We start from the raw sequence: 21,398 nt of genomic DNA, 5'->3' as shown, positions 1-21,398 counted from the left end.
TTAGTTAGTTTCTTCAATCTTAGTGTGTGCCGGGTGCTTCTTTTTCTTGCAGTTGGGCAATCACGCCGTAAGCCGGTGAAAGCAGTTCTTCCACCTGCTTGAAGAGCGGCAGGTACTCTTGGTAGGTTGCCACCGCGGCTGCTTGGGGTTGGTAGCTTTCAACTTCGCCGATCAATTCGGTCACAGCGCTCAGGTCATCGATCAACCCGAGGCTCTTCATCGCCATCGTGATCGCCCCCAGACAACCAGATTCAAAGGACGCCGGAATGTTGACCGGGACATTTAAGATGTCAGCCATCATTTGCTTCCAGACCGCCGATTGGGCAAAGCCCCCGGTCGCCGTTACGCTGGCCGGTTCGCCAACCAGCTCCCGGACGGCGGCAAAGACCGTCGCGATGTTCATGTTGATCCCTTCCATCACCGCCCGCAGCATGTCGGCACGGGTGTGCAATGGGGTCAAGCCGAAGAAGGAACCCCGGGCGTTGGCATCCCACAGCGGGGCCCGTTCCCCACCCAAGAAGGGGTGGAAGAGCAAGCCGTGGGCGCCAGCTGGGGCCGTTTCAATCACTTGGTTGGCCAGGTCATAGGCATCGCCGCCGTTTTGGGCCACCGCGGAATTGTCCACCAGGTGTTCAACCGCCCATTGGAAGACGTCGCCCCCGTTGTTGATCGGGCCGCCGACCACGTAGAAGCCTTCGTCGATTGCGTAACAGAAGAGCCGTTCTTGCGGGTCGATCACCGGGTGATCCGTGGCGACCCGGACCGCCGCCGACGTCCCGATCGTAATCGCGACCGTGTCCTGCTTGATCGCGCCGACCCCGAGGTTGGACAAGGCCCCATCAAAGGCCCCGTAGACAAACGGCGTAGTGGCCGGAATCCCTAATTCGTCCGCCACCGTTGGGATCAAACCGACCGCTTGCGTCGTCCCGCTGACGATTTCCGGCAGCTGGGCGGCACTGACGCCGGCCAATTCCAAGGCTTGTTCATCCCAATCACTGGTGTGGAGGTTAAACAAGCCGGTACATGACGCGATCGAAATGTCGACCTTGAAAGTGTGGAAGAGTTCCCAGAATAAGTAGGACTTAATGTCGGCCACGTAGGCGGCTTTGGCCATCAGCGCGGGGTGATTTTCGTTCAGCCAAATCAACTTAGTAAATGGTGACATCGGGTGCAGGGGCGTCCCGGTGTGGGAGAACAAGGTCTTGGCGACCAAGTGCCGCCGCATCCGTTCGGCAACCCCGCGGGCGCGGGTGTCGGCCCAAGTAATCGACCGGGTCAGCGGTTGGTGCTGATCATCCAACAAGATGACACTTTGATTGGCACTAGAAAAAGCAACCGCTAACAATTTACCCTGGCTTAAATCGGCCGCGGCGGCGGCTTGTTTAATCACCGTCTTCACGGCGGTCACGATCGCAGCCGGATCTTGCTCCGCCATCCCGCTGGCGTCCCGGTAGAGGGTGTAGCCGGCTTTGAAACTGTCTAAGACCTGCGCGTGCTGGTCGTATAACACTGCTTTCGTCGACGTGGTCCCCACGTCAACCCCAATCAAGTAATCCATCCTTTTTCTCCTTCGAAACCGTTTTTAGTTTATCGATACACCAAGTATAATATGCCACCTTGGTAGCGGTGTCAACACTTTGGGACAAATTAGTGTAACGTTTTCCTAAAACGCTTTCTCCAATCCCCTGGCGCCCAAGGGATTCCGGAAATTAAAAAAATCGCCAGCTCCTCACTGACGATTTAAACTAAGACAGATTAATTCATTTGTTTGGGTGGATATTCACCTTGACTACTTCGCCACTGACGACCGTCCGCGGCCCCGTTGGCGTTGCGACCACCAAGGCGCCGTGCTCATCAATCGCCACCGCTGCGCCGGTAATCGTCTCGTGGTGCCCCTGCAGCTCAACTTCTTTGCCCAAGACCAAGGAATGCTGGCGGTAAGCCGGCAAAAAGGCCCCGGTCTGGTAATCACCGACCCGCTGGATGATTGCATCCAACAGGGCCGCGGCCAACTGATTGCGATCAACTTTCTCGCCTGGCCCAAGTGCCCCAGCTTTAGCCGTCAAATCAGCCGGAAAAGCGTCGCCGGTCAGATTCATCCCGCAGCCAATCACGACCGTCTGGGCGGTTTGGGTTTCTAAATCCATCATCGTCTCGGTCAAAATCCCGACCGCTTTTTTTCCGTTACAATAAACGTCATTCACCCACTTCAGGCTCAACGCAGCTTGGGGATAAAATTGCTGCAAGACCGTCCGGACGGCTTCGGCAATCCCCGTGGTCAACAAGCCCGGGTGCAAGAGGGGCTGAGGCAGCCGGCAGGCCAAGCTAAAGTATAAGCCCCGCTGGGCCGGCGAATAAAACGCCCGCCCCCGCCGGCCGTAACCAGCGGTCTGCTCTTCGGCTAACCAAGCCCGGGGCGTCGTCAACGTATGCCGGCTCAAATAATTTTTCGCCTCATCCTGCGTCGACGGGGTCGTCGTCAGCACGGTAATCGCCCCCTTGAATTGGCGACAGGCATGCTCAATCACCGGGGCAGCCAACTGCGCCGTCCCTTGGTAGCAATAGCCCTTGGCGGCCTGGCCCTGAATTTGAAAGCCGGCCTGGCGCAAGGCTTGAATCGCCTTCCAGATACTTTCCCGGCTGAGATTAAGCTGGTCCGCCAGCGCTTGGCCGGTCACAAAGGTCCCCGCGTGGTGCAGTAAGTAGGCCAGTACTTGTTCTTTGGTCGATTGCATTTTTTGTCCCCCATCCCATTTGCTGGCTTTAGTCTACCACAGGCTTAACGCACCGCCCAAATTTTCCGCAGGCGCCGGGCCACGGTCACGCTCAAAATGGCCTTGAGCACATCCCCCGGTAAAAAGACCAACTCGGCTACCAGGGCCTGACCGAAACCAAAGTGGAAGAAGGTGGCTAACCAAACCACTTCGGCTAAGTTAATCAGCCCCACCCCAAAGACGAGGACGACCAGCCATTCCCGCCACCACGTCGCCGTAAACCAGGCGTGCTGCAGGGTCAAGCCAATCGCCAACGGTGCCACGGCCCACGCCAATAAAGCGCCCCCGGTCGGCCCGAAGAGACTGGCCATTCCCCCGTGACCACCGGATAAGAAGGGAAAGCCCAGCGCCACCAAAACCAAAAACAAGCCCGCCGCAAGGGTGCCTTGCTTGGCCCCCAAGACTTCTCCAGCCAACATGATCCCAAAGTTTTGTAAGACAATTGGGACCGGCAAAAAGCCGACCGGAAGCCCCGGAAACAGGCCTAACACAATAATCACGGCCAACATCAGGGCCGTTCGGGTAAGTTCTTTAATTGCCATTGATTGCATCATTAAAATTCCTCTCTTTCTTATGTAACCCCATCTTATCATAATGGGTTACAAGATGGATAAAAAAGAAGGCTGGCTCCCCAGCCCCAGCGTTAAATTAAGTGGACGCCCTTATCAACGTAAATGACGTCCCCAACGAGCCCCGTTGACAGATCACTCATCAAGAAGGCACAGGTCCCCCCGATTTCGGCTAGGGTGACACTCTTGCCATCCGCGGTCCGTTCTTGGGAAACCTTCAAGAGGTCGCTGTGGCCCTTGATCCCCGTCACCGCCAAGGTCTTCATGGCGCCGGCCGAAATCGCATTGACCCGGATGCCCGTGGTCCCCAAATCGCGGGCCAAATAGCGCACGTTGGCTTCCAAGGCCGCCTTGGCCACCCCCATCACATTGTAATTCGGGATCGCCCGCTCGGAGCCAAAGTAAGTCAAAGTCACGACACTGGCCGGATTCTTTAACAGGGCCTGGCGCTCGGCTTCCTTCATCACGGCCAACAGGGAGTAGGCCGAGACATCTTGGGCCAGGGCATAGCCCGCCCGGGTAACGTTGGTAATTGAGCCCCCCAGTTCCTCTTTTTTGGCGTAGGCAATCGCGTGCACCAGCCCGTCCAGCTGGCCAAAGCGGGCCTTGATCGTGGCAAAGGCGGTTTGAATACTTTCATCGCTGGCGACATCGCATTCAACTAAGCGCGTGTCATCAGTCACCAGCTTCGCCACACTCTTCTTCATACGTTCGTTTTGGTAGGTGTAGATCAATTCCGCCCCTTGTTCAGCCATCACCTGGGCACACCCCCAGGCAATCGAGCGCTGGTTGGCCACCCCCATGACCAAAATCTTCTTTCCCGTTAATAACTTTCCCATCTTTCTTTCACCCCTTCAAAATAAATTTGACTGCATTAAAATTTTCGGTAGCGTTGCTGCCGCTTGGCCAGTAAGGCCGGGACGGTCAGTTGCTGTAAAGCTTGCAAGCGGGGGGCGATCACTTTGTCAATGGCGGCAATGACTTTTTGGTGGTCGCGCGGTTCGGGAATAATCCCTTCAATCATCCCTGCTTGCTTAAGGGCGGTTGGCGTCAGCTGCATGAGTTCCGCCGCTTGATCGGCCTTGCGACTATCCTTCCACAAAATCGAAGCAAAGCCTTCTGGCGACAAGATCGAATAAGTGCTGTGCGCCAACATCCAGACCTCATCGCCCCCGGCTAGAGCTAAGGCCCCGCCACTGCCGCCTTCCCCAAAGATCACGGTCAGCACCGGCACTGGTAATTGGCTGAGCGTCAATAGATTTTGGGCGATCGCCGCCCCTTGGCCATTTTCTTCGGCCGTTTGGCCCGGGTAAGCGCCCGGGGTATTAACTAAACACAGGACCGGGCGGTGAAAGTGCGCCGCCTGTTCCATTAAGCGCCGCGCCTTACGGTACCCTCCGGGACTGGGACAGCCAAAGTGGGTCGCCATTTTTTCTTCCGGCGTGGCACCCCGGTTGGTCGCGATTACCGTGAGCGGCTGCCCGTGAAACCGCCCGATCCCCCCAATGATGGCAGGGTCATCACTGCCCAAGCGGTCACCATGGAGTTCAAAAAAGTCCGTTACCAAGCCGTTAATCAACTCCGGTCCCGTGACTTTCTGGTCACTGCGGGCGGCTTTGACCACCTCAGCAGCTGTCATTGTTTGCGTCATCTTGGCGTCCCCCCATCTTCAGTAATTGCACCAGGACGGTGCGTTGTTCGGCCCGCGGCACGATTTGATCAATAAAACCGTGGCGCAGGACATTTTCGGCTTGTTGCAAGTCGTGGGCGATTTGCTCATGGGTGGTTTGTTCAATCACCCGCCGGCCGGCAAAGCCGACCAGTGACCGCGGTTCGGCCAGGGTAAGATCGGCTTCCATCGCAAAACTAGCCGTCACCCCACCAGTCGTCGGATCGGTTAAAACGACAATCGACAGTAACCCGGCCGCGTGGTGCTGAGCCAAGGCCCCGGCCACCTTTTGCATCTGCATCAGGGAATGAATCCCTTCTTGCATCCGGGCGCCCCCCGAGGCGGTGTAGATCACCACGGGCTGCCGCTGGGCCGTCGCTCGCTCGATCAAGCGGGTCAATTTTTCGCCGGTGATCGTGCCCAGCGAGCCCATGATAAAGGTCGGATCCATGATCGCTAAATAAAAGGTCGTATCTGCAATCGTCGCTTGCCCCGTCCAAACCGCATCATTCAACCCGGTGCGCGCCTGGGCCTGGGCGACTTTAGTCGGATAACCCGGAAAGGCCAAGGGATCCTTGGTCTGCAAATCCTGATCAAAGGGCTCCGCCGTATCGACCAGCCACGCTAACCGGGCGGCCGCGGCCAGGCGAAAACCGTACTCACACTGCGGACAAGTTTGGTACTGATCCATTTGGGCGGCCGCAAAAACGGTTTGGCACCGCGGGCAGCGCCGGTAGATCCCCTCCGGGACCCGTTCGTCGGCTTGGGGATCGACTTTGACGACCCGCTCACTTAAGGTATTGGCTTTTTCATAGAGCTTCATCGTTTTCCTCCTTCCAAGCCGGCAGGACCGTTTGTTCCAAGAAATTAGTGGTGGCTTGGCCACTTAGCCAGCCCGCATTTTGTAAAATCGCCAAGTGGAAGGCCTGGTTGGTCGCCACCCCGCTAATCACCATTTCCTGCAACAAGCGCCGCATCTTGGCAACCGCCGCGGTACGGTCTTCACCATAGGCGACGACCTTGGCAATCATCGAATCGTAATACGGACTGATCATCGCCCCCGGGTAAAGGGCGGTATCGATCCGGGTCCCTAAGTTGCCGACCGGCAAATAGAGGTCCTCGACAACCCCCGTGCTCGGCCGAAAGTGATGACGGACGTCTTCGGCGTTGATCCGGCATTCAAGCGCGTGCCCTTGCATTTGCACCTGGGCTTGGCGCACCGGCAAATCAGCCCCGGCGGCGACTTGAACCTGCATTTTCACCAAATCCAGGCCGGTCACCATTTCCGTAATCGTGTGTTCTACTTGGATTCGGGTATTCATTTCCATAAAGTAAAAATGATGGGCCCGATCCATCAGAAATTCCAGCGTCCCGGTATTAACATAATCCAAGGCCGTGACGGCTTTCACGGCCAGCTCGCCCAGGGCTTGGCGTTGGACGGGCGTCACCAGCTGACACGGACTTTCTTCAATCACCTTTTGCTTATTGCGCTGGACCGAACAATCCCGTTCCGGAAAGTAGAGGACGTGGCCCGCTTGATCCCGAAAGACCTGGACTTCAATGTGTTTAACGTCGGTCATGATCTTTTCCAAATACATCCGATCATCCCCAAAGGAAACCCGCGCTTCTTGCTGGGCCTGGGCAAAGACTTCCTGGAGCTCGGCTGGGGAGGCAACCCGGCGAATCCCCTTGCCCCCGCCACCGGCCGCCGCTTTCAGCAGGACCGGATAGCCGAGCTGTTTGGCAATCAAATGGGCATCCGTCACGCGGTTAACGTAACCATCACTGCCGGGAATCACCGGGACCCCGGCTTTTTTCATCTGTTCACGGGCGTGTTCTTTATTCCCCATCAGATCAATTGTCGCCGGGCGCGGCCCAATAAAGGTGATCCCGCAAGCTTCGCACAAGCGGGCAAATTCCGCATTCTCCGAGAGAAAACCATAGCCGGGGTGGATCGCTTCAGCGCCCGTCCCCACGGCCGCGGCCAGGATATTTTTCATGTTCAAGTAGGAATCCTTGGTCCGTGGTCCCCCCACACAAACCGCTTCATCCGCCAATTGTACGTGCAGACTATCGCGATCCGCAGTTGAATAAATCGCCACGGCCGTGATTCCCATTTCCTTTAAGGTCCGGATGATGCGGACCGCGATTTCACCCCGGTTCGCCACTAATACCTTCTTAAACATGCCGTTCACCTACCCAATCATAAAGGTTAGTTCTGCCGTGCAAGCCCGCTGGCCGTCGACGGTCGCGACTCCTTTGCCGACCCCAATGTGGCCTTTGACTTTTTCCAATTCTACTTTTAAGCTCATTTGATCCCCGGGGCGCACCACGCGGCGAAATTCCGCGCTCTTAATTCCCCCGAAATAGGCGGTTTTGCCCTTAAATTCCGGTTGGCTGAGCAGGGCCACCGCCCCGGTCTGGGCCAAAGACTCCACGATTAACGCCCCGGGCAAGACCGGGTTGTGGGGGAAATGGCCGTTAAAGACTTCCTCATTGACGGTCACGTTCCGCTTGGCAAGCGCCATTTTCCCGGGAATGACTTGATCAACGTGGTCAATCAATAACATTGGGTACCGGTGGGGTAAAATGGCTTGAATTTGGTTGACATCTAAATCTGTTAACATCGCTTTTTTCACCCTTTACTTATTCAACCGTAAACAGTGGCTGATCAACTTCCACCAACTGTTCGTCTTCGACCAGCACTGCTTTGACGGTGCCGGCGACCTGGCTTTTGACCTCGGTCATCATCTTCATCGCTTCGATCACGCACACCACGTCGCCTGCATTTACCTGCTGGCCGACTTGGAGGTACGGCTTAGCGCCCGGTTTGGGCTGCAAATAGACCGTTCCCACTAAGGGCGCTTTGATCGTCTGCGCCACCTCCGCCGCTTGGGGGGCAGCTGAGGTGGGCGCAGGGGCCGCCGGCGCCGGGCTGGGCGTAGCTTCAACTGGCGCCGGGCTGGCCTTAGCCGTCCGATTCTTGCTTAAGCGCAAGTGAAAGTCGCCATCCGTCAGTTCCAATTCGCGGGCGGTGGAATCTTCAAATTGTTCCATTAACTTTTGGACCGCAGTTAGTTCCATTTTCATCCCTCCCAACGTTTAAAGGCGATAACGGCATTGTGACCACCAAAGCCGAAGGAGTTGCTCAAGGCATAGCGACTCGGGTGGTGTTGGTTGTGTTTCGTGACCAAGGTAACCGGGCAGGCCGGATCTTGGTGTTGGCAACCAACGTTAGGCGGCAAAATGCCCTTTTGCAAAGCGGCCGCCGTAATCACGGCTTCAACCGCCCCGGCCGCACCCAACAGGTGACCGGTCATCCCCTTGGTCGAACTGACCAAGACGTCATGGTCGCCAAAGACCTGCCGAATGGCTTGGGCTTCACCAGCATCGTTGGCGGCCGTTGCCGTCCCGTGGGCATTGATGTAATCAATGTCTTCAGGGGTCAGCCCGGCTTCTTGCATGGCCAAGGTCATCGCCCGAGCGGCTTGGGTTCCGGCTGGATCTGGCGAAGTGATGTGGTAGGCATCCGAGGTCGTCCCGTAGCCGACAACTTCCCCTAAAATCTGCGCTCCCCGGGCTTGGGCGTGATCCAAGGCTTCCAGGACCAACGTCCCCGCCCCTTCACCAAGGACAAACCCATTGCGCGCCTGGTCAAACGGCCGCGACGCCTGGGTCGGGTCGCTGGTCGGCGAGAGCGCCGTCAAGGCCGCAAAGCCCGCAATCCCGATTTCATTGACGGAAGCTTCGGCCCCACCGGTGATCATAACTTGGGCGTGGCCGGCCTTAATGTGGCGGAAGGCTTCCCCAATCGAATTGGTAGCACTGGCACACGCGGTCACGATTGACGTACTGATGTTTTGAGCTTGAAAGCGAATCGAGAGGTTCCCGGCCGCCATGTTGGCAATCGCCATCGGAACAAACATGGGCGACACCCGCTTGGGCCCCTTTTCGTGCATCTTGATAATTTGGTCTTGAATCGTGGTTAAGCCCCCAATCCCCGAACCATAGATCACCCCGAGGTCTTCCGGACGGGTGTTGGCGGGCGTGATCTTGGCCATGGCCATCGCTTGTTCGGCGGTTTGCACGGCGTATTGCGAGTACAGATCCATCCGCTTGGCCGCCTTTTTGCCGACAACGGCTTGCGGGTCAAAATCATTAATTTCCCCCGCCACGCTGATTCCCGTAGCGTGGGCATCAAACTTGGTAATTGGCTTAATCCCAATCTTACCGGCCAGGGTATTTGCTACAAAGGTTTCATAACCATTTCCGTTTGGGGCAATTGCCCCCAATCCGGTAATCACAACTCTTGTCATTTCTGCTTGTTCATCCCTTTACTTTGTTTCAACCTGCTCATTCCTGACGGGCGGCCCGTTACATCGTCATGCCACCGTCAACGACCATGGTTTGTCCGGTCACGTAATCATTTTCGACCAAGAAGCGGGCCGCGTGGGCAATTTCGTTCGGTTGACCCAAGCGGTGGAGCGGAATTTCGGCGATCAGCTGAGCTTGAATCTTTTCACTCAAGGCCTGGGTCATCGCACTGTCAATCATGCCCGGAGCAATCGCGTTCGCCCGCACCCCCCGTGCGGCCCCTTCCCGCGCTAAAGTCTTGGTAAAGCCGACCAACCCGGCCTTGGCCGCCGCATAATTGGCTTGGCCCGCGTTACCGTGCAGGCCGACGACACTGGCTAAATTAATCACGACGCCGGCCCGCTGTTTGAGCATCTTTTTAAAGACCAGTTGGGTCAAGAGCATTGGCGCCCGCAAATCAACGGCTAAGACGGCGTCAAAGTCCGCCGGCTTCATCCCGAGCAACAATTTGTCGCGGGTAATCCCAGCGTTGTTAACCAAAATATCAATCTGCCCGTAGGCGGCCAGGGCCGCGTGGGCGACCTGCGCGATCCCTTCATCCGTCCCCAAGTCACCGGCGACGTATTGAAAATCACCGGACAAGTTGGCGGCGACTTCAGCGGGTAAGTCCCCCCGCCCGTTTAAAATGACCTTGGCGCCCGCCGCCAAAAATTCCTGAGCAATCGCCAGGCCGATCCCCCGGGTACTCCCGGTAATTAAGGCGACTTTATTTTGCAGTTCCATTCGCAACCTCCGTGACAAATGCTTCATATTCCGTCAAATTACTGATGTGGTAGTGGGCCAATTGGGGAACTTCCACCTTGGCAAAACTCGTTAACGTCTTGCCCGGCCCCAGTTCCAACGTCGCTTGCGCCCCCGTTTGTGCGACCAAACTTTGCAACCCGGTGCCAAAGTGCGTCGGTACCGCTAATTGGCGGGCCAATACCTCCCGCATGGTGGCCGCTTCAAAGGGTTGCCCCGTCGTATTACTGATAACTGGCACTTGCGGGTCCGACACCGGGGTCGCGGCCAACTTTGGCGCCAATTGGCGACCAGCCGGCGCAAACAGGGCGGTGTGAAAGGCCCCGCTGACCGCCAAGGGGATCACCCGACTGGCCGCGTGGGCCGCTTTAATCGCGGTTACGGCTTGGGCCACACCTGCCGTGGTCCCACCAATCACGACTTGTTTGTGGGTATTATAATTGGCGATTGCCACCAGTTCGCCCGTCGCGCTAATTTCCTCACATAGGGCGGCCACGGCCTTGACATCCGGCTTTAGCAGGGCCGCCATCGCCGACGGGGTCGTGTCGGCAACGGCTTGCATGTACCGCCCCCGCGCCGCCAACAGGGCCAGTCCGCTGGTAAATGCCAAACCGCCACTGGCCAAAAGCGCGGCGTATTCACCCAGCGACAAACCGATCATCCCAGCCACCGCCAAGTTCGTATCGCGCTTGAGCATCCGGTACAACCCTAGGCTGACTGCCACAAGGGCGGGCTGCACGTTTTTGGTTTGGGCCAACTCGTCGGCTTTGTCCTGCATGATTTTGACCAGGTCTAACCCCGTCGCCGTGCTGGCGGCTTGAATCGTGCTAGCAAAAAGGGGATCTGCCATCAGGTCGATCCCCATTCCCTTTTGCTGGGCGCCTTGGCCACTAAATAAAAGCGCCGTCTTCATTACTTCGCCGCTAATTGCTTGGCCACAAAGTCGACCACGTCTTGGATCGTCGTGACCCCTTCGTCCACGTCCAATTCAATTTCAAACTTGTCTTCCAATTCGTTCATGATTTCAAAGACGTCGAGGGAATCGGCGTTTAAATCGTCCTTGATCTTGGCATCCAAGGTTACCTTGGCTTGGTCAATGTCCAATTCTTCAGCCGCAATTGCTTGAACCGTTGCAAAAATTTCTTCTTTCGTCATCTTAATTTCCTCCAATTGGTTACTGTTTTAATTTTTTAATACTGCATTACAATCGTCGCGGTACTCAGCCCACCACCAAAGCCGCTCAAGACTAAGCGGTCCCCCCGCAGCAAACGCCTCGTTTGGATACATTCATCCAACAAGATGGGTTCGCTGGCGGCTGCGGTGTTGCCATAGCGGTCGATATTCAACGGGAACTTGGCCGCCGGCTGCCCCAAGCGCTTGGCGACTTGGGCAATAATCCGGGCGTTGGCCTGGTGCAACAAGAAATGGTCAATTTGGGCTTTAGTTACACCGGCCTGGGCCAACGCTTGTTCAATCGCTTCAGGCACGCGATGGGTCGCAAATTTGTAGACCGCCCGACCATTCATTGTCAGCGGGGCCAGGGTCGGCAACGGATGGGGTAAGGGAGCCAAGGAGCCTTGTTGCTTTCCGGCCGTTAGTTGCGCACCCAACTCACCATCCGTAGTCAAGCACATTCCCCACGACCCGGCCGCCGGGGTCCGCTCGAGCAAGACGGCCCCCGCCCCGTCGCCAAATAAGACGGCCGTGGCGCGATCGTGCCAGTCCACTAGGGTGGACATCGTATCGGCCCCGATCACCAGGACCCGCTGAAAGGCCGGATTGACCATCATTTGATTGGCCACCGTCATGGCGGTGATAAACCCCGCACAGGCCGCCGATAAATCAAAGCCCGTCGCCCGCCCCGCCTTTAAGCGCCCCTGCACGGCGGCCGCCGTGGAAGGCATCAAAGTCGCAGGCGTCATCGTGGCCACAATAATCAAATCCAACGTCGCCGCCGCCCACTTGGCGCGCCCTAAGGCCTGCTGCGCGGCTTGCGTGGCTAAGTCGACCGTGGTTTCGCCCGTACTGATGTAGCGCTGGGCAATCCCGGTCCGCGTGGTAATCCATTCGTCACTGGTATCCAACCAGGCCGTTAACGCTTGGTTGGTGACCACCCGCTGTGGGGTAGCGCGACCGGTGGCGACAATTCGTAAATTTTGTGCTGTCATGTTAGGCATGTTCATCAACAAAGTTTTCCAAGTTTCGTAACGCTTTGCGCACGGTCTTCATTTCTTCATCGGTCATTCCATCCAAAAATTGGGCCACCATCATATTGTGAAAGGCCCGGTGCGCCCGGTAGAGGACGCGGCCCTTCTTGGTCAAATACAAGCGCACAATCCGCCGATCTTGCTCGTCACGCACCCGTTTGACATAACCTTTTTTAGTCAAGCGATCGGCCGTGGCCGTCATCGTCCCCGGCGTTAAGTGTAATTTCTTCGCGACCGCAGAGGCCGTTTGGTGGTCGTACATGCTGATGGCATCAATTGCGTGCATTTCCTTAATCGTCAAATCGGCGAAGGTACTCTTGCGCAATTCATGTTCTTCAATCCACATGATCCCACTGTAAACTTTGATCAACGCTTGATTGATCGCTTGGTAGTCCCGACTTTCGTTCATAATGCATTCCCCTTTCAATTCTTTGATTGCTCAAATAATTTGATTTCCAAAATACATTATAAACCGAACCGCCGCTAAAGCTTGGCTTGCCGCTCGGCAACAAAAAAGACCAACTTGGCCGTGCAGACCCGCTGCCCGGCCACTGTCGCAACGGCATCGACCATTCCCATGTTGGCCCGGACCTTTTCCATTTCAATCGTCAAAGTCAACACATCGCCCGGCCGGACCATCTGCCGGAACCGGGCGTTGTGAATCGCACCGAGGTAGGCGGTCTTTTTATAAAATTGGGGCGACTTGAGGATTAAAATCGACGCCGCTTGGGCGAGGGTCTCAATGATCAAAACCCCTGGCATAACCGGATTATCGGGAAAATGCCCTTGAAAGAATTGTTCGTTGATCGTGACGTTTTTCTTGGCCACGATGCGCTGATCGGCCACCAATTCCTCAACCGCATCGATATAACAAATCGGATACCGATTGGGAATCAAGTCCATCACTTCTTGGGCTGTCATCACTGGCACAGCTTGCACCTCACTTCGCAAAAGTATTTCGAGTATCAAAATATCCGATGGTCGAATTATATGCAAAAAGTATTTTGGTTGTCAAACTAATTTGGCGATTTTTTATTAATCAAAACCTGATTTATCAATATTTTGAAGGTTCAAACTATCAGGTGAAAGTAATATGAATATTAACCCTTCTACGTTTTCAGAAAATTGGCGGGCACGGCTGAAAAAATTTTTTTGCTTTTGGGGCAGCTAAAAAGGCTGGAAAAAAGCCTTGCCTTCTTCCAGCCCCTGATTTTTCACTTTTTAATTCACTACTTGGACCCCAGTTTGGTCGACTTGCAACTGCCAGACCTGGCCCGGCAAGCCTGCTTGTCGCACATGATTTTGAAAGGCCGCCACCCGGGTCGGTTTCAACAGGGTCATCACGGTTGGCCCGGCCCCACTGAGGTAGGTCGCCACCGCGCCAACTTGGTGGCCAATTTCACGCAACTGGGCCAACTCTGGCACCAATGCCGCCCGGGACGGTTCGTGGAATTGATCAGCCTCCATCAAGGGCCCCACTAAATCATAACGCTGGGCAAACAACGCCGCCACTAAAGTATTAGCAATCGCACTGGCATGTGTGGCCACGCCAAAAGCTAAGTGCGCTGGCAAGGCCGCCCGAGCCGCCTTCGTAGCCAAGTTGTACTTCGGGATGTAGGCCACTAAGGCTACCGGCGGTACCGGGGCCTGAACAGCCACAAATTTTTCGGCCAGACTGGTGCCAACGACCACCCCGCCTAAAATAGCCGGGGCCACATTATCCGGGTGTCCCTCTAATCTGGCCGCATGCTGAACTTTAGCCAGCGGGGTCAGTTGGAGGTCGGCCAGCTGATTGGCCAATTCGATTCCGGCCACAATCGCTGCAGAAGACGAGCCGAGGCCGTGGGAAAGCGGAATTTCATTTTGCACCAAGAGATGGTGCGGGGGCAAGGCGGGCGTTAGTTGCAACGCAGCTTGCACAATCATGTTTGTCGCCCCATGGCTGACCTGAGGCAAGTCATGGTCCACCGCCCACGTCTCAGTCGGTTCTAAGACCGTTACTTTTAAGTACCGATCGACCGCCAGGCCAATTGAATCAAAGCCCGGCCCCAGATTAGCTGAAGAAGCTGGTACCTTAATTTGCATTGCCATCGTCCCCTTTACTCAATTACCCGGTAAGCACAGTGCAACGTAGCGGTCTTCAAGGCCGCCAGGGCGGCTTGCAATTGGGCCAATTGCGCCTTGCTCATTTCGTGGGTAATGATCATCACCCGGGCTTGGCCATTCTGGCCGGCTTGTTGCACGATCTGTGAGAAGCTGGCGTTGAGTTTGGCCATCTCCGTGGTCAGTTTTTGCATTTCCCCGGGTTGGTCCGGCAAAGTCAACGCCAAGTAATAGCGGTCCTTCACCGCCGCTGACTCCGCTAAGGTCAATTGCTTAGAATAGCGGTTAAAGGAATTGCCGTTTGTCTTTAAAATCATATTCTTCATGACCGTGGTAATGTCGGATAAGACACTATTCGCCGTCGGCAAGCCCCCGGCCCCGGGACCGTAAAAGAGCGTATCACCGACGGCTTGGCCCCTGACCATCACCGCGTTATTCTCATTATTGACTTCAGCTAAGGGGTGGTGGCGGTTTACCAGGGCCGGCGCAACCTCAACAAACAAACCGTCCCCGGCTAAGCGGGCTACCCCCACCAGTTTAATCGTATAGCCAAAGGCCGCCGCTTGCGCCACGTCTTGGGCAGCCACCTGGTCGATTCCTTCGGTTGCCACGGCCGCCACTGGGACCCGGGTCCCAAAGGAGAACTGGCTGAGGATCACCATCTTGTAGGCGGCATCCTTGCCCTTGACATCGTTGGTCGGATCGGCTTCGGCAAAGCCCAATTCCTGGGCTTTTTGCAGGGCCTGTTCGTATGACCAATGTTGTTGGGCCATCTGGGTCAAAATGTAATTGGTCGTCCCGTTGACAATCCCCTTCACCTCAGTAATCTGGTCAGCGGCAAAACTGTCGGCAATCGTCCGCAAAATCGGGATCCCCCCGGCCACACTGGCTTCGTACAAGAGGTCACAGTGATTGGCGCGCGCCAACTCAATCAATTCGGCCCCTTCCGTGGCAATCAAATCCTTATTGGCCGTCACCACATGCTTATGGGCGGTTAATAACTGGGTAATCACTTCCTTGGCGGGGTGAATTCCGCCCATGACTTCCACCACGATTTGAATTTCGGGGTCCGTTAAGATTTCATTCAGATCCGTCGTCAGGTACACCTGCTGGGCGACCGCCGCGTGTTTGGCCAAATTACGCACGACCACCGTCTTTAAGGCCAATTTGCGCCCCGTCACCGCGGAAATCTTCGCCGCGTGCTTTTGGACCATTTCCAACACTCCACTGCCGACCGTGCCGAGGCCAACCATCCCTAATTTAATTTCCTCCATCCTGTCTTCCCCGTCCTTTCTTTAAAATTACAATTAATTTCTTCTCATCATTTTTTAAAGTTTACCACAGAAACCTGGCCAAATGGGGTATAATAAAGCAAAAGTAACCAGAAAAATTGGCCCAAGGAGGATCTATCAAATGAATTACCGCAGTACCCGTGACCCGCAAGCCCAGCCCGTAACGAGCGCAGCTGCCATTATCAAGGGCTTGGCCCCGGATGGTGGCCTCTTTGTCCCCAGCACGTTTCCCCAGCCCAGCTATGATTTAGCTCCGTTTACCACCCAGCCCTACCAGGCCATTGCCCAGCAAGTTTTAACCTGGTTTTTCCCCGATTTAGCCGCCTTGCCGGGGGCCGTGCAGCGCGCTTATGGTACGCAATGGGATGCCCAACAAATTACCCCGCTTTCCGCGCGCCACGGGGGCAACTATTATTTAGAACTGTTCCACGGCCCGACTCTCGCCTTCAAGGACGTGGCCTTGCAGGCCTTACCGCAACTGCTGCAACTAGCCAAGGTCCAAACCGGGGAAGACAGCGAAACGATCATTTTAACGGCCACCTCTGGCGATACCGGTACGGCAGCCCTGCGCGGCTTTCAAAACGTGGCCGGCACGCAAGTGATCGTCTTTTATCCGCGCGACGGGATCAGCCCGGTCCAAAAAGCTCAAATGCTAGGCCAAGCCGGGGGCAATCTGCATGTCGTCGCCGTAACTGGCAACTTCGATCAAGCCCAGACGACGGTCAAGCAGCTCTTTAGCGATTACGCCCTGGCCCACGAATTAGCTGCCCGCCAGCAACAATTTTCGTCCGCCAACTCGATGAACGTTGGCCGCTTGATCCCGCAAATTGCCTACTACTTTGCCGCCTACGGGCAATTATTGCAACGCCAAGAAATTCAAAGCGGGGACTTGGTCAACTTTGCCGTCCCGACTGGAAACTTCGGTGACATCCTAGCTGGGTACTACGCGAAAAAATTGGGGCTGCCGGTCGGGAAGCTGATTTGTGCTTCCAATGCCAACAATGTCTTAACCGACTTTTTTGCCACTGGGACCTACGATAAGCGCCGCGAATTTTACGTCACGAATTCACCATCCATGGACATTTTGGTCTCCTCTAACTTAGAACGCTTGCTGTTCGACGTCAGCGACCACGACGCCGATCTGGTGGCTCAACTGATGAACCAATTGCAAACCACCGGTCACTATACCGTGCCAGCTGAGGTGCATCAGCGTTTAACAACAACTTTTGCCGCTGGTTATGCCACCCCCATGCAGCTGCAAGCCGAAATCAAGCGGGTCTTTGACGCTGATAATTACCTGATTGATCCGCACACCGCCGTGGGATCGTTCGTGGCCCGCCAATACCAACAAGTCACCGGCGACCAGCGGCCGTGCGTGGTCTTGGCAACGGCCAGCCCGTACAAGTTCCCCGAAACGGTGTTGGATGCCATCAGCCCGGCCCCGGTCAGCTCCGGGTTAACGGCGATCAAACAACTGGCCGAATTTGATGCCGCCCCCCTCACCGCGGGGGTGCAAGAACTCTTCACCAATCAGCCCCAATCCCAAGCCGAGGTCGCCCCGGCCGACATGAAAGCCATTGTTCAACAAATCCTACAAGGATAAGCAAAGCCCCCGGATCCCCGGGGGCTTTATGCTATCCGTAATGCTGTTGTAGGGCGGCTAAGATCCGTTCGGCAGCGTGTCCGTCACCAAAGAGAGCCTCATCTTCATTTTGCATGGCCCGGTAGGCCCGCTTGTCGTGCAAAAGCTCAAAGACCGCTTGTTGCAAACTGGTCGGGTCGGTCCCAACCACCCGGGTGGTTTGGGCAAAGAGGGCTTCGGGCCGCTCAGTATTTTGGCGCAACAATAAGACCGGCCGGTGAAAGACCGAGGCTTCTTCGACCGTCCCCGCCGAATCGGTCACGATCAAGTAACTGCGGGCCGCCGTATTGATAAAATCACGCAGGGCCAGCAAAGGTACTAGGTGAATCCGCGCCCGGTTGGCCAAGAGCCGCTGGGCCAAGGGAAAGCCCCGCGAATCCAAGGCCATCGGGCACAACAATTCCACGTCGGGATTGGTTTCCACCACATCGCGCATCGTCCGCAAAATTCCTTCCAGGGGCAGACCGGTATTTTCTACCCGCCCAATGGTCAGTAGCAACAAGCGCCGCTGGGGTGGCAACTGAGTTAGCAAGGGACTGGTGTAATCGGCTTGGTAGCATTGCTTTACCACGTCGACAATTGGATTCCCCGTCACCACGATTTGGGCTTCCGCCCGGTGCTCAAACAAGAGGTTTTCCTTGGCCGCAGCGGTGGGCGCCAGGTACAGATCCGCCAAGGTGTCCGTGAGCTGACGGTGCATTTCGTCCGGAAAGGGCTCGGCTTTATCAAAGGTCCGCAAGCCCGCCTCCACGTGAGCCACCGGGAGCCGGTTATAAAACCCGACCAGACTGGCGGCCAGGGTCGCCAGCGAGTCCCCTAAAGTTAAAATTAAGGCCGGCTGGGCCGCATTCACCACTGTCTGCAAGTGGTGCACCAAGCGACTCAACTCGTCCGGGCGCCCCCGCAGTTCGGCTGGATTAACGGCCAATTCAAAATCCGCGGTTAAGGCAAAATCCGCTAGCACCGTGTGCAATTGTTGGTATTGTTGCGAAGCCACCACAATTACCGGCTCAAAATCCTGGGGTGCTTGTTGCATTAATTGAATCACTGGGGCAAACTTGATCACCCCCGCCCGTGTACTCAGGGGGATCATTACTTTCAATTTTGTCATCATCCCCCCTCCTTTCTTGGGGCCTGGTTTATTTTTTAGCCGGCTGCTTGGCAGTTGATTTCTGGGGCGCGTAGAGTTCCGCGACGCGGTCGACCATCGTCAGGAAGTTATCAGCATCCAGGCTGGCCCGCCCGATCAAAACCCCATCAATATCACGCTTGCTCATGATTAACTGGATGTTTTCGGGGTTCACGCTCCCCCCGTACAGGATCCGAATCTTATCGGCTACCTCATAGGAGTAGGTATCCGCAATGCTGCGCCGGATCAAGCGACACCCTTCTTCGGCCAGGGTCGGGTTGGCGTGTTGCCCCACCCCGACGGCCCAACTTGGTTCGTAGGAAATGATGATATTTTTCACTTGATCAAAAGAAACCTCACTCAAAACATCCATCAGTTGGGCAAAGACATAGTGAACCTCACCGTTGAATTCCTGTTGGACCATCGTTTCGTCAGTACAGATAATGGGCGTCATCCCGCATTGCAAAACCGCCGCCACCTTTTTAGCCACCATGGCATTATCTTCGTGAAACAGGGTTCGCCGTTCAATGTGACCACACATCACGTATTGGACACCGGCCGCCGCCAAGGCCCGCGGACTGACTTCGCCGGTGTAGGGCCCCGAAAATTCACCGTAGGAATTTTGGGCAATCACGCCGAGTTTGATCCCCTTGGTCTTTTGCACCATCGGGTACAGGGCTAAAAAGTGCGCCGCAATCCCGCAAGTTAAAACATCTTCACTTGGTAAGCGGTGTTGCACTTCTTCGACAAACTTAACGGCATCTTCGACCGTCTTGTGCATCTTCCAATTCGCCGCAATAAAAGGCTTTCGCATCCTAGTGCCTCCATTTCAGATAAAAAGTTACAAATTCTCGTACGTCCAGTGTATCATAAATAGGCAAGGACCGGCTTCTTCTTTTGAAATCGGTTTCAAATTCTTTGAAGGGAAGTGCCCCCATGCGATTTCACCGCTTTGTCACCGTCCTCTTTTACACTCTGCTGTTTAGCGGTGGCATTTGGTTTTACCAAACCAATCAACCCTTTCAAAACCGGGTTAACCTCACCGCGACCCAAGCCCAACAGGCCGTGACAAATCTGGGGCGGCGCTTGACGGGGCAAAAAACCACCCACCAAGCTGCCAAGGCCACCCATAATGACATCAACGGCGCCGACAGTGGCCAGTGGACCACTAATCAAGCTACCATCTATTTAGACATGCAAAATGAAACCCTGCAAACGGCAATGAAAGAAGCCATCCTGACGTGGAACGCGACCGGCTGTTTCACCTTTAAGATCGTCAACCAAAAAAGTCAGGCCAATTTAATTGCCACCACCATGGATAAAACGGATGACCAAGCCGCTGGCTTGACCGACATGGCCGTGAATACGACGACGGGTTACTTCATCCGCGGCCACGTCTACTTAAACGCCGCCTACCTGCTGAATCCGGCATACGGCTACACCCATGAACGGATCGTTAATACCGCTGAACACGAACTCGGCCACGCGATCGGGCTGAGCCACACCGGCCAAATTTCCGTCATGCAACCGGCCGGGTCCAACTACTCAATTCAACCCGCGGACGTGGCAGCCGTACAAAAGCTTTACCAACCGGCCGCCAAGCAATAAGCTGACCTCCCGTTCCCAACCAGGGGAGCGGGATTTTTGCTTTGGATAATGATTAATCATGTTATAATAAAAAGGATTTTGCATAAAGGACGGAATTTAATTATGAAGAAGCTGAAGCTTGAAGACGTGGCGGCTTTAGCCGGGGTTTCAAAAACCACGGTTTCCCGGGTCATTAACCGGCGCGGCTCCCTGAGCCAAAAGACCATCGATAAAGTCGAAGCCGCAATGGCCCAGCTCAACTACCACCCCAACGTGATCGCGCAACAATTGCATACCCAACGCACCAATTTAATTGGCATTTTAGTCCCCTCCGTGGCCAATCCCTTTTTTGGGGAATTAACCATGTACCTCGAAGACGCCCTTTTTCAGCGGGGCTACAAGGTACTGATCAGTGATGCTCTGAACCAAACCGCCAAAGAAGAGCGCTACCTCAGTCAACTCATGGGCCACCAAGTCGATGGGCTGATCATCGCCACGCATAATAATAAGCTGGAGGAATACCAACACGCCAATTTGCCGATTGTCGCGATCGACCGCTTCTTGCGGGCTGACATTCCGGTCGTGGCTTCCGACAACTACGCGGGCGCCAAGCTGGCGACCGAAGCCTTAATTCAGCGGGGCTGTCAGCACATTATTCACACCTACACGACCAACCCTTCCAACTGGCACGATAATCAGCGGGAAAAGGCCTTTCAAGCCGTGATGGCCGACCACCATTTACCGGCCATCACTTACACCACCGCTTTTGACTGCCCGCCCGCCGAACGAACGGCGCGATTTGAACGCTTATTTGATGAACACCCCGCGGTCGATGGCATCTTTGCCAGCAACGATCTTGACGCCGCCCGCCTGCTTAGTCTAGCGCGCGCCCGGGGCTACCGGGTCCCAGCCGACTTGCAAATCATCGGCTACGATGGGGCCCAAGCGACCCAAGAACTCGTGCCGGAACTGGCCACGATCATCCAGCCGATTGAACAAATGGCCACCTACGCCGTTAAGCTGTTGGCGGACCGCATGGCCGGCAAATTCACCCCGACTTCGACCGTCCTGCCAGTTAATTTAAAAACTGGCCAAACCTTGAAAACTCTGTCATAACACAAATCGGTTCTACAATATTTGGTACTGATGGGAGTAAAATCCTGTTAGTACCATTTTTATTAATTAGGGTTTTGTATGTACAAAAAAAGAAGACGGCTGACCCCCGCTCTTCAGTAACTAAAGAAAGGACCGTCTACAATGAATAATTATATCAAAAGCTTAACCGGTTTAACAGATAATCTTATTACTTTC

23 protein-coding genes are annotated in these 21,398 nt (G+C 55.4%); 3 read left to right on the top strand and 20 right to left on the bottom strand.

The genetic code is table 11. The features are described from left to right. Window positions 1-19: 19 nt before the first annotated feature. From FC43_RS09365 to FC43_RS09280, 18 genes are all read right to left on the bottom strand, one after another. On the bottom strand, window positions 20-1,558 hold the full coding sequence (locus FC43_RS09365) for a gluconokinase (protein ID WP_056955478.1): 1,539 nt from the start codon (window positions 1,556-1,558) through the stop codon (window positions 20-22). Window positions 1,559-1,760: 202 nt separating this feature from the next. Further along, complete coding sequence (locus FC43_RS09360; protein ID WP_056955477.1) at window positions 1,761-2,735, bottom strand: biotin--[acetyl-CoA-carboxylase] ligase; 975 nt, start codon at window positions 2,733-2,735, stop codon at window positions 1,761-1,763. Window positions 2,736-2,779: 44 nt separating this feature from the next. After that, the gene (locus FC43_RS09355) at window positions 2,780-3,328 is read right to left on the bottom strand and encodes a biotin transporter BioY (protein WP_056955476.1); all 549 of its coding nucleotides are present in this window, start codon (window positions 3,326-3,328) and stop codon (window positions 2,780-2,782) included. Between the two features lie 89 nt (window positions 3,329-3,417). Continuing rightward, a complete protein-coding gene (fabI, locus tag FC43_RS09350; protein WP_056955475.1) occupies window positions 3,418-4,182 on the bottom strand; it encodes an enoyl-ACP reductase FabI in 765 nt (254 codons plus the stop codon). Between the two features lie 35 nt (window positions 4,183-4,217). Beyond that, a complete protein-coding gene (gene accA / locus FC43_RS09345; RefSeq protein ID WP_056955474.1) occupies window positions 4,218-4,994 on the bottom strand; it encodes an acetyl-CoA carboxylase carboxyltransferase subunit alpha in 777 nt (258 codons plus the stop codon). After that, complete coding sequence (locus FC43_RS09340) at window positions 4,969-5,835, bottom strand: acetyl-CoA carboxylase carboxyltransferase subunit beta (protein WP_056955473.1); 867 nt, start codon at window positions 5,833-5,835, stop codon at window positions 4,969-4,971. Before FC43_RS09340 ends, accA begins: the two co-directional genes overlap by 26 nt. Further along, window positions 5,822-7,198 (bottom strand): acetyl-CoA carboxylase biotin carboxylase subunit, encoded by a 1,377-nt coding sequence (accC, locus tag FC43_RS09335; RefSeq protein WP_056955472.1) that lies wholly within the window; start codon window positions 7,196-7,198, stop codon window positions 5,822-5,824. Before accC ends, FC43_RS09340 begins: the two co-directional genes overlap by 14 nt. A gap of 9 nt (window positions 7,199-7,207) precedes the next feature. After that, entirely contained in the window at window positions 7,208-7,639 is a 432-nt protein-coding gene (gene fabZ / locus FC43_RS09330; RefSeq protein WP_019205954.1) for a 3-hydroxyacyl-ACP dehydratase FabZ, read from the bottom strand. 19 nt (window positions 7,640-7,658) lie between these two features. Beyond that, entirely contained in the window at window positions 7,659-8,096 is a 438-nt protein-coding gene (gene accB / locus FC43_RS09325; RefSeq protein WP_056955471.1) for an acetyl-CoA carboxylase biotin carboxyl carrier protein, read from the bottom strand. A 2-nt stretch (window positions 8,097-8,098) separates the two neighbouring features. Then, window positions 8,099-9,328, bottom strand: coding sequence for a beta-ketoacyl-ACP synthase II (gene fabF, locus FC43_RS09320; protein WP_040469728.1), 1,230 nt, complete (start codon window positions 9,326-9,328; stop codon window positions 8,099-8,101). Between the two features lie 58 nt (window positions 9,329-9,386). After that, on the bottom strand, window positions 9,387-10,109 hold the full coding sequence (locus FC43_RS09315; protein ID WP_019205957.1) for a 3-oxoacyl-ACP reductase family protein: 723 nt from the start codon (window positions 10,107-10,109) through the stop codon (window positions 9,387-9,389). Then, window positions 10,093-11,040, bottom strand: coding sequence for an ACP S-malonyltransferase (locus FC43_RS09310; RefSeq protein WP_056955470.1), 948 nt, complete (start codon window positions 11,038-11,040; stop codon window positions 10,093-10,095). Before FC43_RS09310 ends, FC43_RS09315 begins: the two co-directional genes overlap by 17 nt. After that, complete coding sequence (locus FC43_RS09305; protein ID WP_019205959.1) at window positions 11,040-11,282, bottom strand: acyl carrier protein; 243 nt, start codon at window positions 11,280-11,282, stop codon at window positions 11,040-11,042. The genes FC43_RS09310 and FC43_RS09305 overlap by 1 nt, the downstream gene beginning before the upstream one ends. A gap of 35 nt (window positions 11,283-11,317) precedes the next feature. Further along, entirely contained in the window at window positions 11,318-12,295 is a 978-nt protein-coding gene (locus tag FC43_RS09300) for a beta-ketoacyl-ACP synthase III (protein ID WP_056955469.1), read from the bottom strand. A 1-nt stretch (window position 12,296) separates the two neighbouring features. Beyond that, the gene (locus FC43_RS09295) at window positions 12,297-12,743 is read right to left on the bottom strand and encodes a MarR family winged helix-turn-helix transcriptional regulator (RefSeq protein WP_019205961.1); all 447 of its coding nucleotides are present in this window, start codon (window positions 12,741-12,743) and stop codon (window positions 12,297-12,299) included. Window positions 12,744-12,817: 74 nt separating this feature from the next. Continuing rightward, a complete protein-coding gene (gene fabZ / locus FC43_RS09290) occupies window positions 12,818-13,264 on the bottom strand; it encodes a 3-hydroxyacyl-ACP dehydratase FabZ (protein WP_019205962.1) in 447 nt (148 codons plus the stop codon). A gap of 291 nt (window positions 13,265-13,555) precedes the next feature. Further along, on the bottom strand, window positions 13,556-14,419 hold the full coding sequence (thrB, locus tag FC43_RS09285) for a homoserine kinase (RefSeq protein ID WP_056955468.1): 864 nt from the start codon (window positions 14,417-14,419) through the stop codon (window positions 13,556-13,558). Window positions 14,420-14,433: 14 nt separating this feature from the next. Then, window positions 14,434-15,711, bottom strand: coding sequence for a homoserine dehydrogenase (locus FC43_RS09280; protein ID WP_056955467.1), 1,278 nt, complete (start codon window positions 15,709-15,711; stop codon window positions 14,434-14,436). A 139-nt stretch (window positions 15,712-15,850) separates the two neighbouring features. Here FC43_RS09280 and thrC point away from each other — a divergent pair, with 139 nt between their 5' ends. Then, the gene (gene thrC, locus FC43_RS09275; protein WP_056955466.1) at window positions 15,851-17,332 is read left to right on the top strand and encodes a threonine synthase; all 1,482 of its coding nucleotides are present in this window, start codon (window positions 15,851-15,853) and stop codon (window positions 17,330-17,332) included. 31 nt (window positions 17,333-17,363) lie between these two features. Here thrC and wecB read toward each other — a convergent pair whose 3' ends face one another. Next, window positions 17,364-18,482: a non-hydrolyzing UDP-N-acetylglucosamine 2-epimerase gene (wecB, locus tag FC43_RS09270; RefSeq protein ID WP_156648384.1), complete on the bottom strand. Its 1,119-nt coding sequence runs from the start codon at window positions 18,480-18,482 to the stop codon at window positions 17,364-17,366. A gap of 28 nt (window positions 18,483-18,510) precedes the next feature. Further along, window positions 18,511-19,314 carry a triose-phosphate isomerase gene (gene tpiA / locus FC43_RS09265; RefSeq protein ID WP_056955464.1) on the bottom strand — a complete coding sequence of 268 codons (804 nt, stop codon included), beginning with the start codon at window positions 19,312-19,314 and terminating at the stop codon, window positions 18,511-18,513. Window positions 19,315-19,436: 122 nt separating this feature from the next. Here tpiA and FC43_RS09260 point away from each other — a divergent pair, with 122 nt between their 5' ends. Beyond that, complete coding sequence (locus FC43_RS09260) at window positions 19,437-20,108, top strand: M57 family metalloprotease (protein ID WP_056955463.1); 672 nt, start codon at window positions 19,437-19,439, stop codon at window positions 20,106-20,108. A 102-nt stretch (window positions 20,109-20,210) separates the two neighbouring features. After that, window positions 20,211-21,203 (top strand): LacI family DNA-binding transcriptional regulator, encoded by a 993-nt coding sequence (locus tag FC43_RS09255; RefSeq protein WP_056955462.1) that lies wholly within the window; start codon window positions 20,211-20,213, stop codon window positions 21,201-21,203. Window positions 21,204-21,398 lie beyond the last annotated feature (195 nt).

This window comes from Limosilactobacillus ingluviei DSM 15946, from assembly GCF_001435775.1.
GTDB lineage: Bacteria > Bacillota > Bacilli > Lactobacillales > Lactobacillaceae > Limosilactobacillus > Limosilactobacillus ingluviei.
Note: the sequence above shows the minus strand (reverse complement) of the source record. Positions and strands in the feature narration are given on the sequence as shown.

What these genes read in the sequence shown, in the direction of transcription:
- FC43_RS09365 (WP_056955478.1), bottom strand. Translation starts at nt 1,558, where the DNA reads ATGGATTACTTGATTGGGGTTGACGTGGGGACCACGTCGACGAAAGCA.
- FC43_RS09360 (WP_056955477.1), bottom strand. Translation starts at nt 2,735, where the DNA reads ATGCAATCGACCAAAGAACAAGTACTGGCCTACTTACTGCACCACGCG.
- FC43_RS09355 (WP_056955476.1), bottom strand. Translation starts at nt 3,328, where the DNA reads ATGATGCAATCAATGGCAATTAAAGAACTTACCCGAACGGCCCTGATG.
- fabI (WP_056955475.1), bottom strand. Translation starts at nt 4,182, where the DNA reads ATGGGAAAGTTATTAACGGGAAAGAAGATTTTGGTCATGGGGGTGGCC.
- accA (WP_056955474.1), bottom strand. Translation starts at nt 4,994, where the DNA reads ATGACGCAAACAATGACAGCTGCTGAGGTGGTCAAAGCCGCCCGCAGT.
- FC43_RS09340 (WP_056955473.1), bottom strand. Translation starts at nt 5,835, where the DNA reads ATGAAGCTCTATGAAAAAGCCAATACCTTAAGTGAGCGGGTCGTCAAA.
- accC (WP_056955472.1), bottom strand. Translation starts at nt 7,198, where the DNA reads ATGTTTAAGAAGGTATTAGTGGCGAACCGGGGTGAAATCGCGGTCCGC.
- fabZ (WP_019205954.1), bottom strand. Translation starts at nt 7,639, where the DNA reads ATGTTAACAGATTTAGATGTCAACCAAATTCAAGCCATTTTACCCCAC.
- accB (WP_056955471.1), bottom strand. Translation starts at nt 8,096, where the DNA reads ATGGAACTAACTGCGGTCCAAAAGTTAATGGAACAATTTGAAGATTCC.
- fabF (WP_040469728.1), bottom strand. Translation starts at nt 9,328, where the DNA reads ATGACAAGAGTTGTGATTACCGGATTGGGGGCAATTGCCCCAAACGGA.
- FC43_RS09315 (WP_019205957.1), bottom strand. Translation starts at nt 10,109, where the DNA reads ATGGAACTGCAAAATAAAGTCGCCTTAATTACCGGGAGTACCCGGGGG.
- FC43_RS09310 (WP_056955470.1), bottom strand. Translation starts at nt 11,040, where the DNA reads ATGAAGACGGCGCTTTTATTTAGTGGCCAAGGCGCCCAGCAAAAGGGA.
- FC43_RS09305 (WP_019205959.1), bottom strand. Translation starts at nt 11,282, where the DNA reads ATGACGAAAGAAGAAATTTTTGCAACGGTTCAAGCAATTGCGGCTGAA.
- FC43_RS09300 (WP_056955469.1), bottom strand. Translation starts at nt 12,295, where the DNA reads ATGACAGCACAAAATTTACGAATTGTCGCCACCGGTCGCGCTACCCCA.
- FC43_RS09295 (WP_019205961.1), bottom strand. Translation starts at nt 12,743, where the DNA reads ATGAACGAAAGTCGGGACTACCAAGCGATCAATCAAGCGTTGATCAAA.
- thrB (WP_056955468.1), bottom strand. Translation starts at nt 14,419, where the DNA reads ATGCAAATTAAGGTACCAGCTTCTTCAGCTAATCTGGGGCCGGGCTTT.
- FC43_RS09280 (WP_056955467.1), bottom strand. Translation starts at nt 15,711, where the DNA reads ATGGAGGAAATTAAATTAGGGATGGTTGGCCTCGGCACGGTCGGCAGT.
- thrC (WP_056955466.1), top strand. Translation starts at nt 15,851, where the DNA reads ATGAATTACCGCAGTACCCGTGACCCGCAAGCCCAGCCCGTAACGAGC.
- wecB (WP_156648384.1), bottom strand. Translation starts at nt 18,482, where the DNA reads ATGACAAAATTGAAAGTAATGATCCCCCTGAGTACACGGGCGGGGGTG.
- tpiA (WP_056955464.1), bottom strand. Translation starts at nt 19,314, where the DNA reads ATGCGAAAGCCTTTTATTGCGGCGAATTGGAAGATGCACAAGACGGTC.
- FC43_RS09260 (WP_056955463.1), top strand. Translation starts at nt 19,437, where the DNA reads ATGCGATTTCACCGCTTTGTCACCGTCCTCTTTTACACTCTGCTGTTT.
- FC43_RS09255 (WP_056955462.1), top strand. Translation starts at nt 20,211, where the DNA reads ATGAAGAAGCTGAAGCTTGAAGACGTGGCGGCTTTAGCCGGGGTTTCA.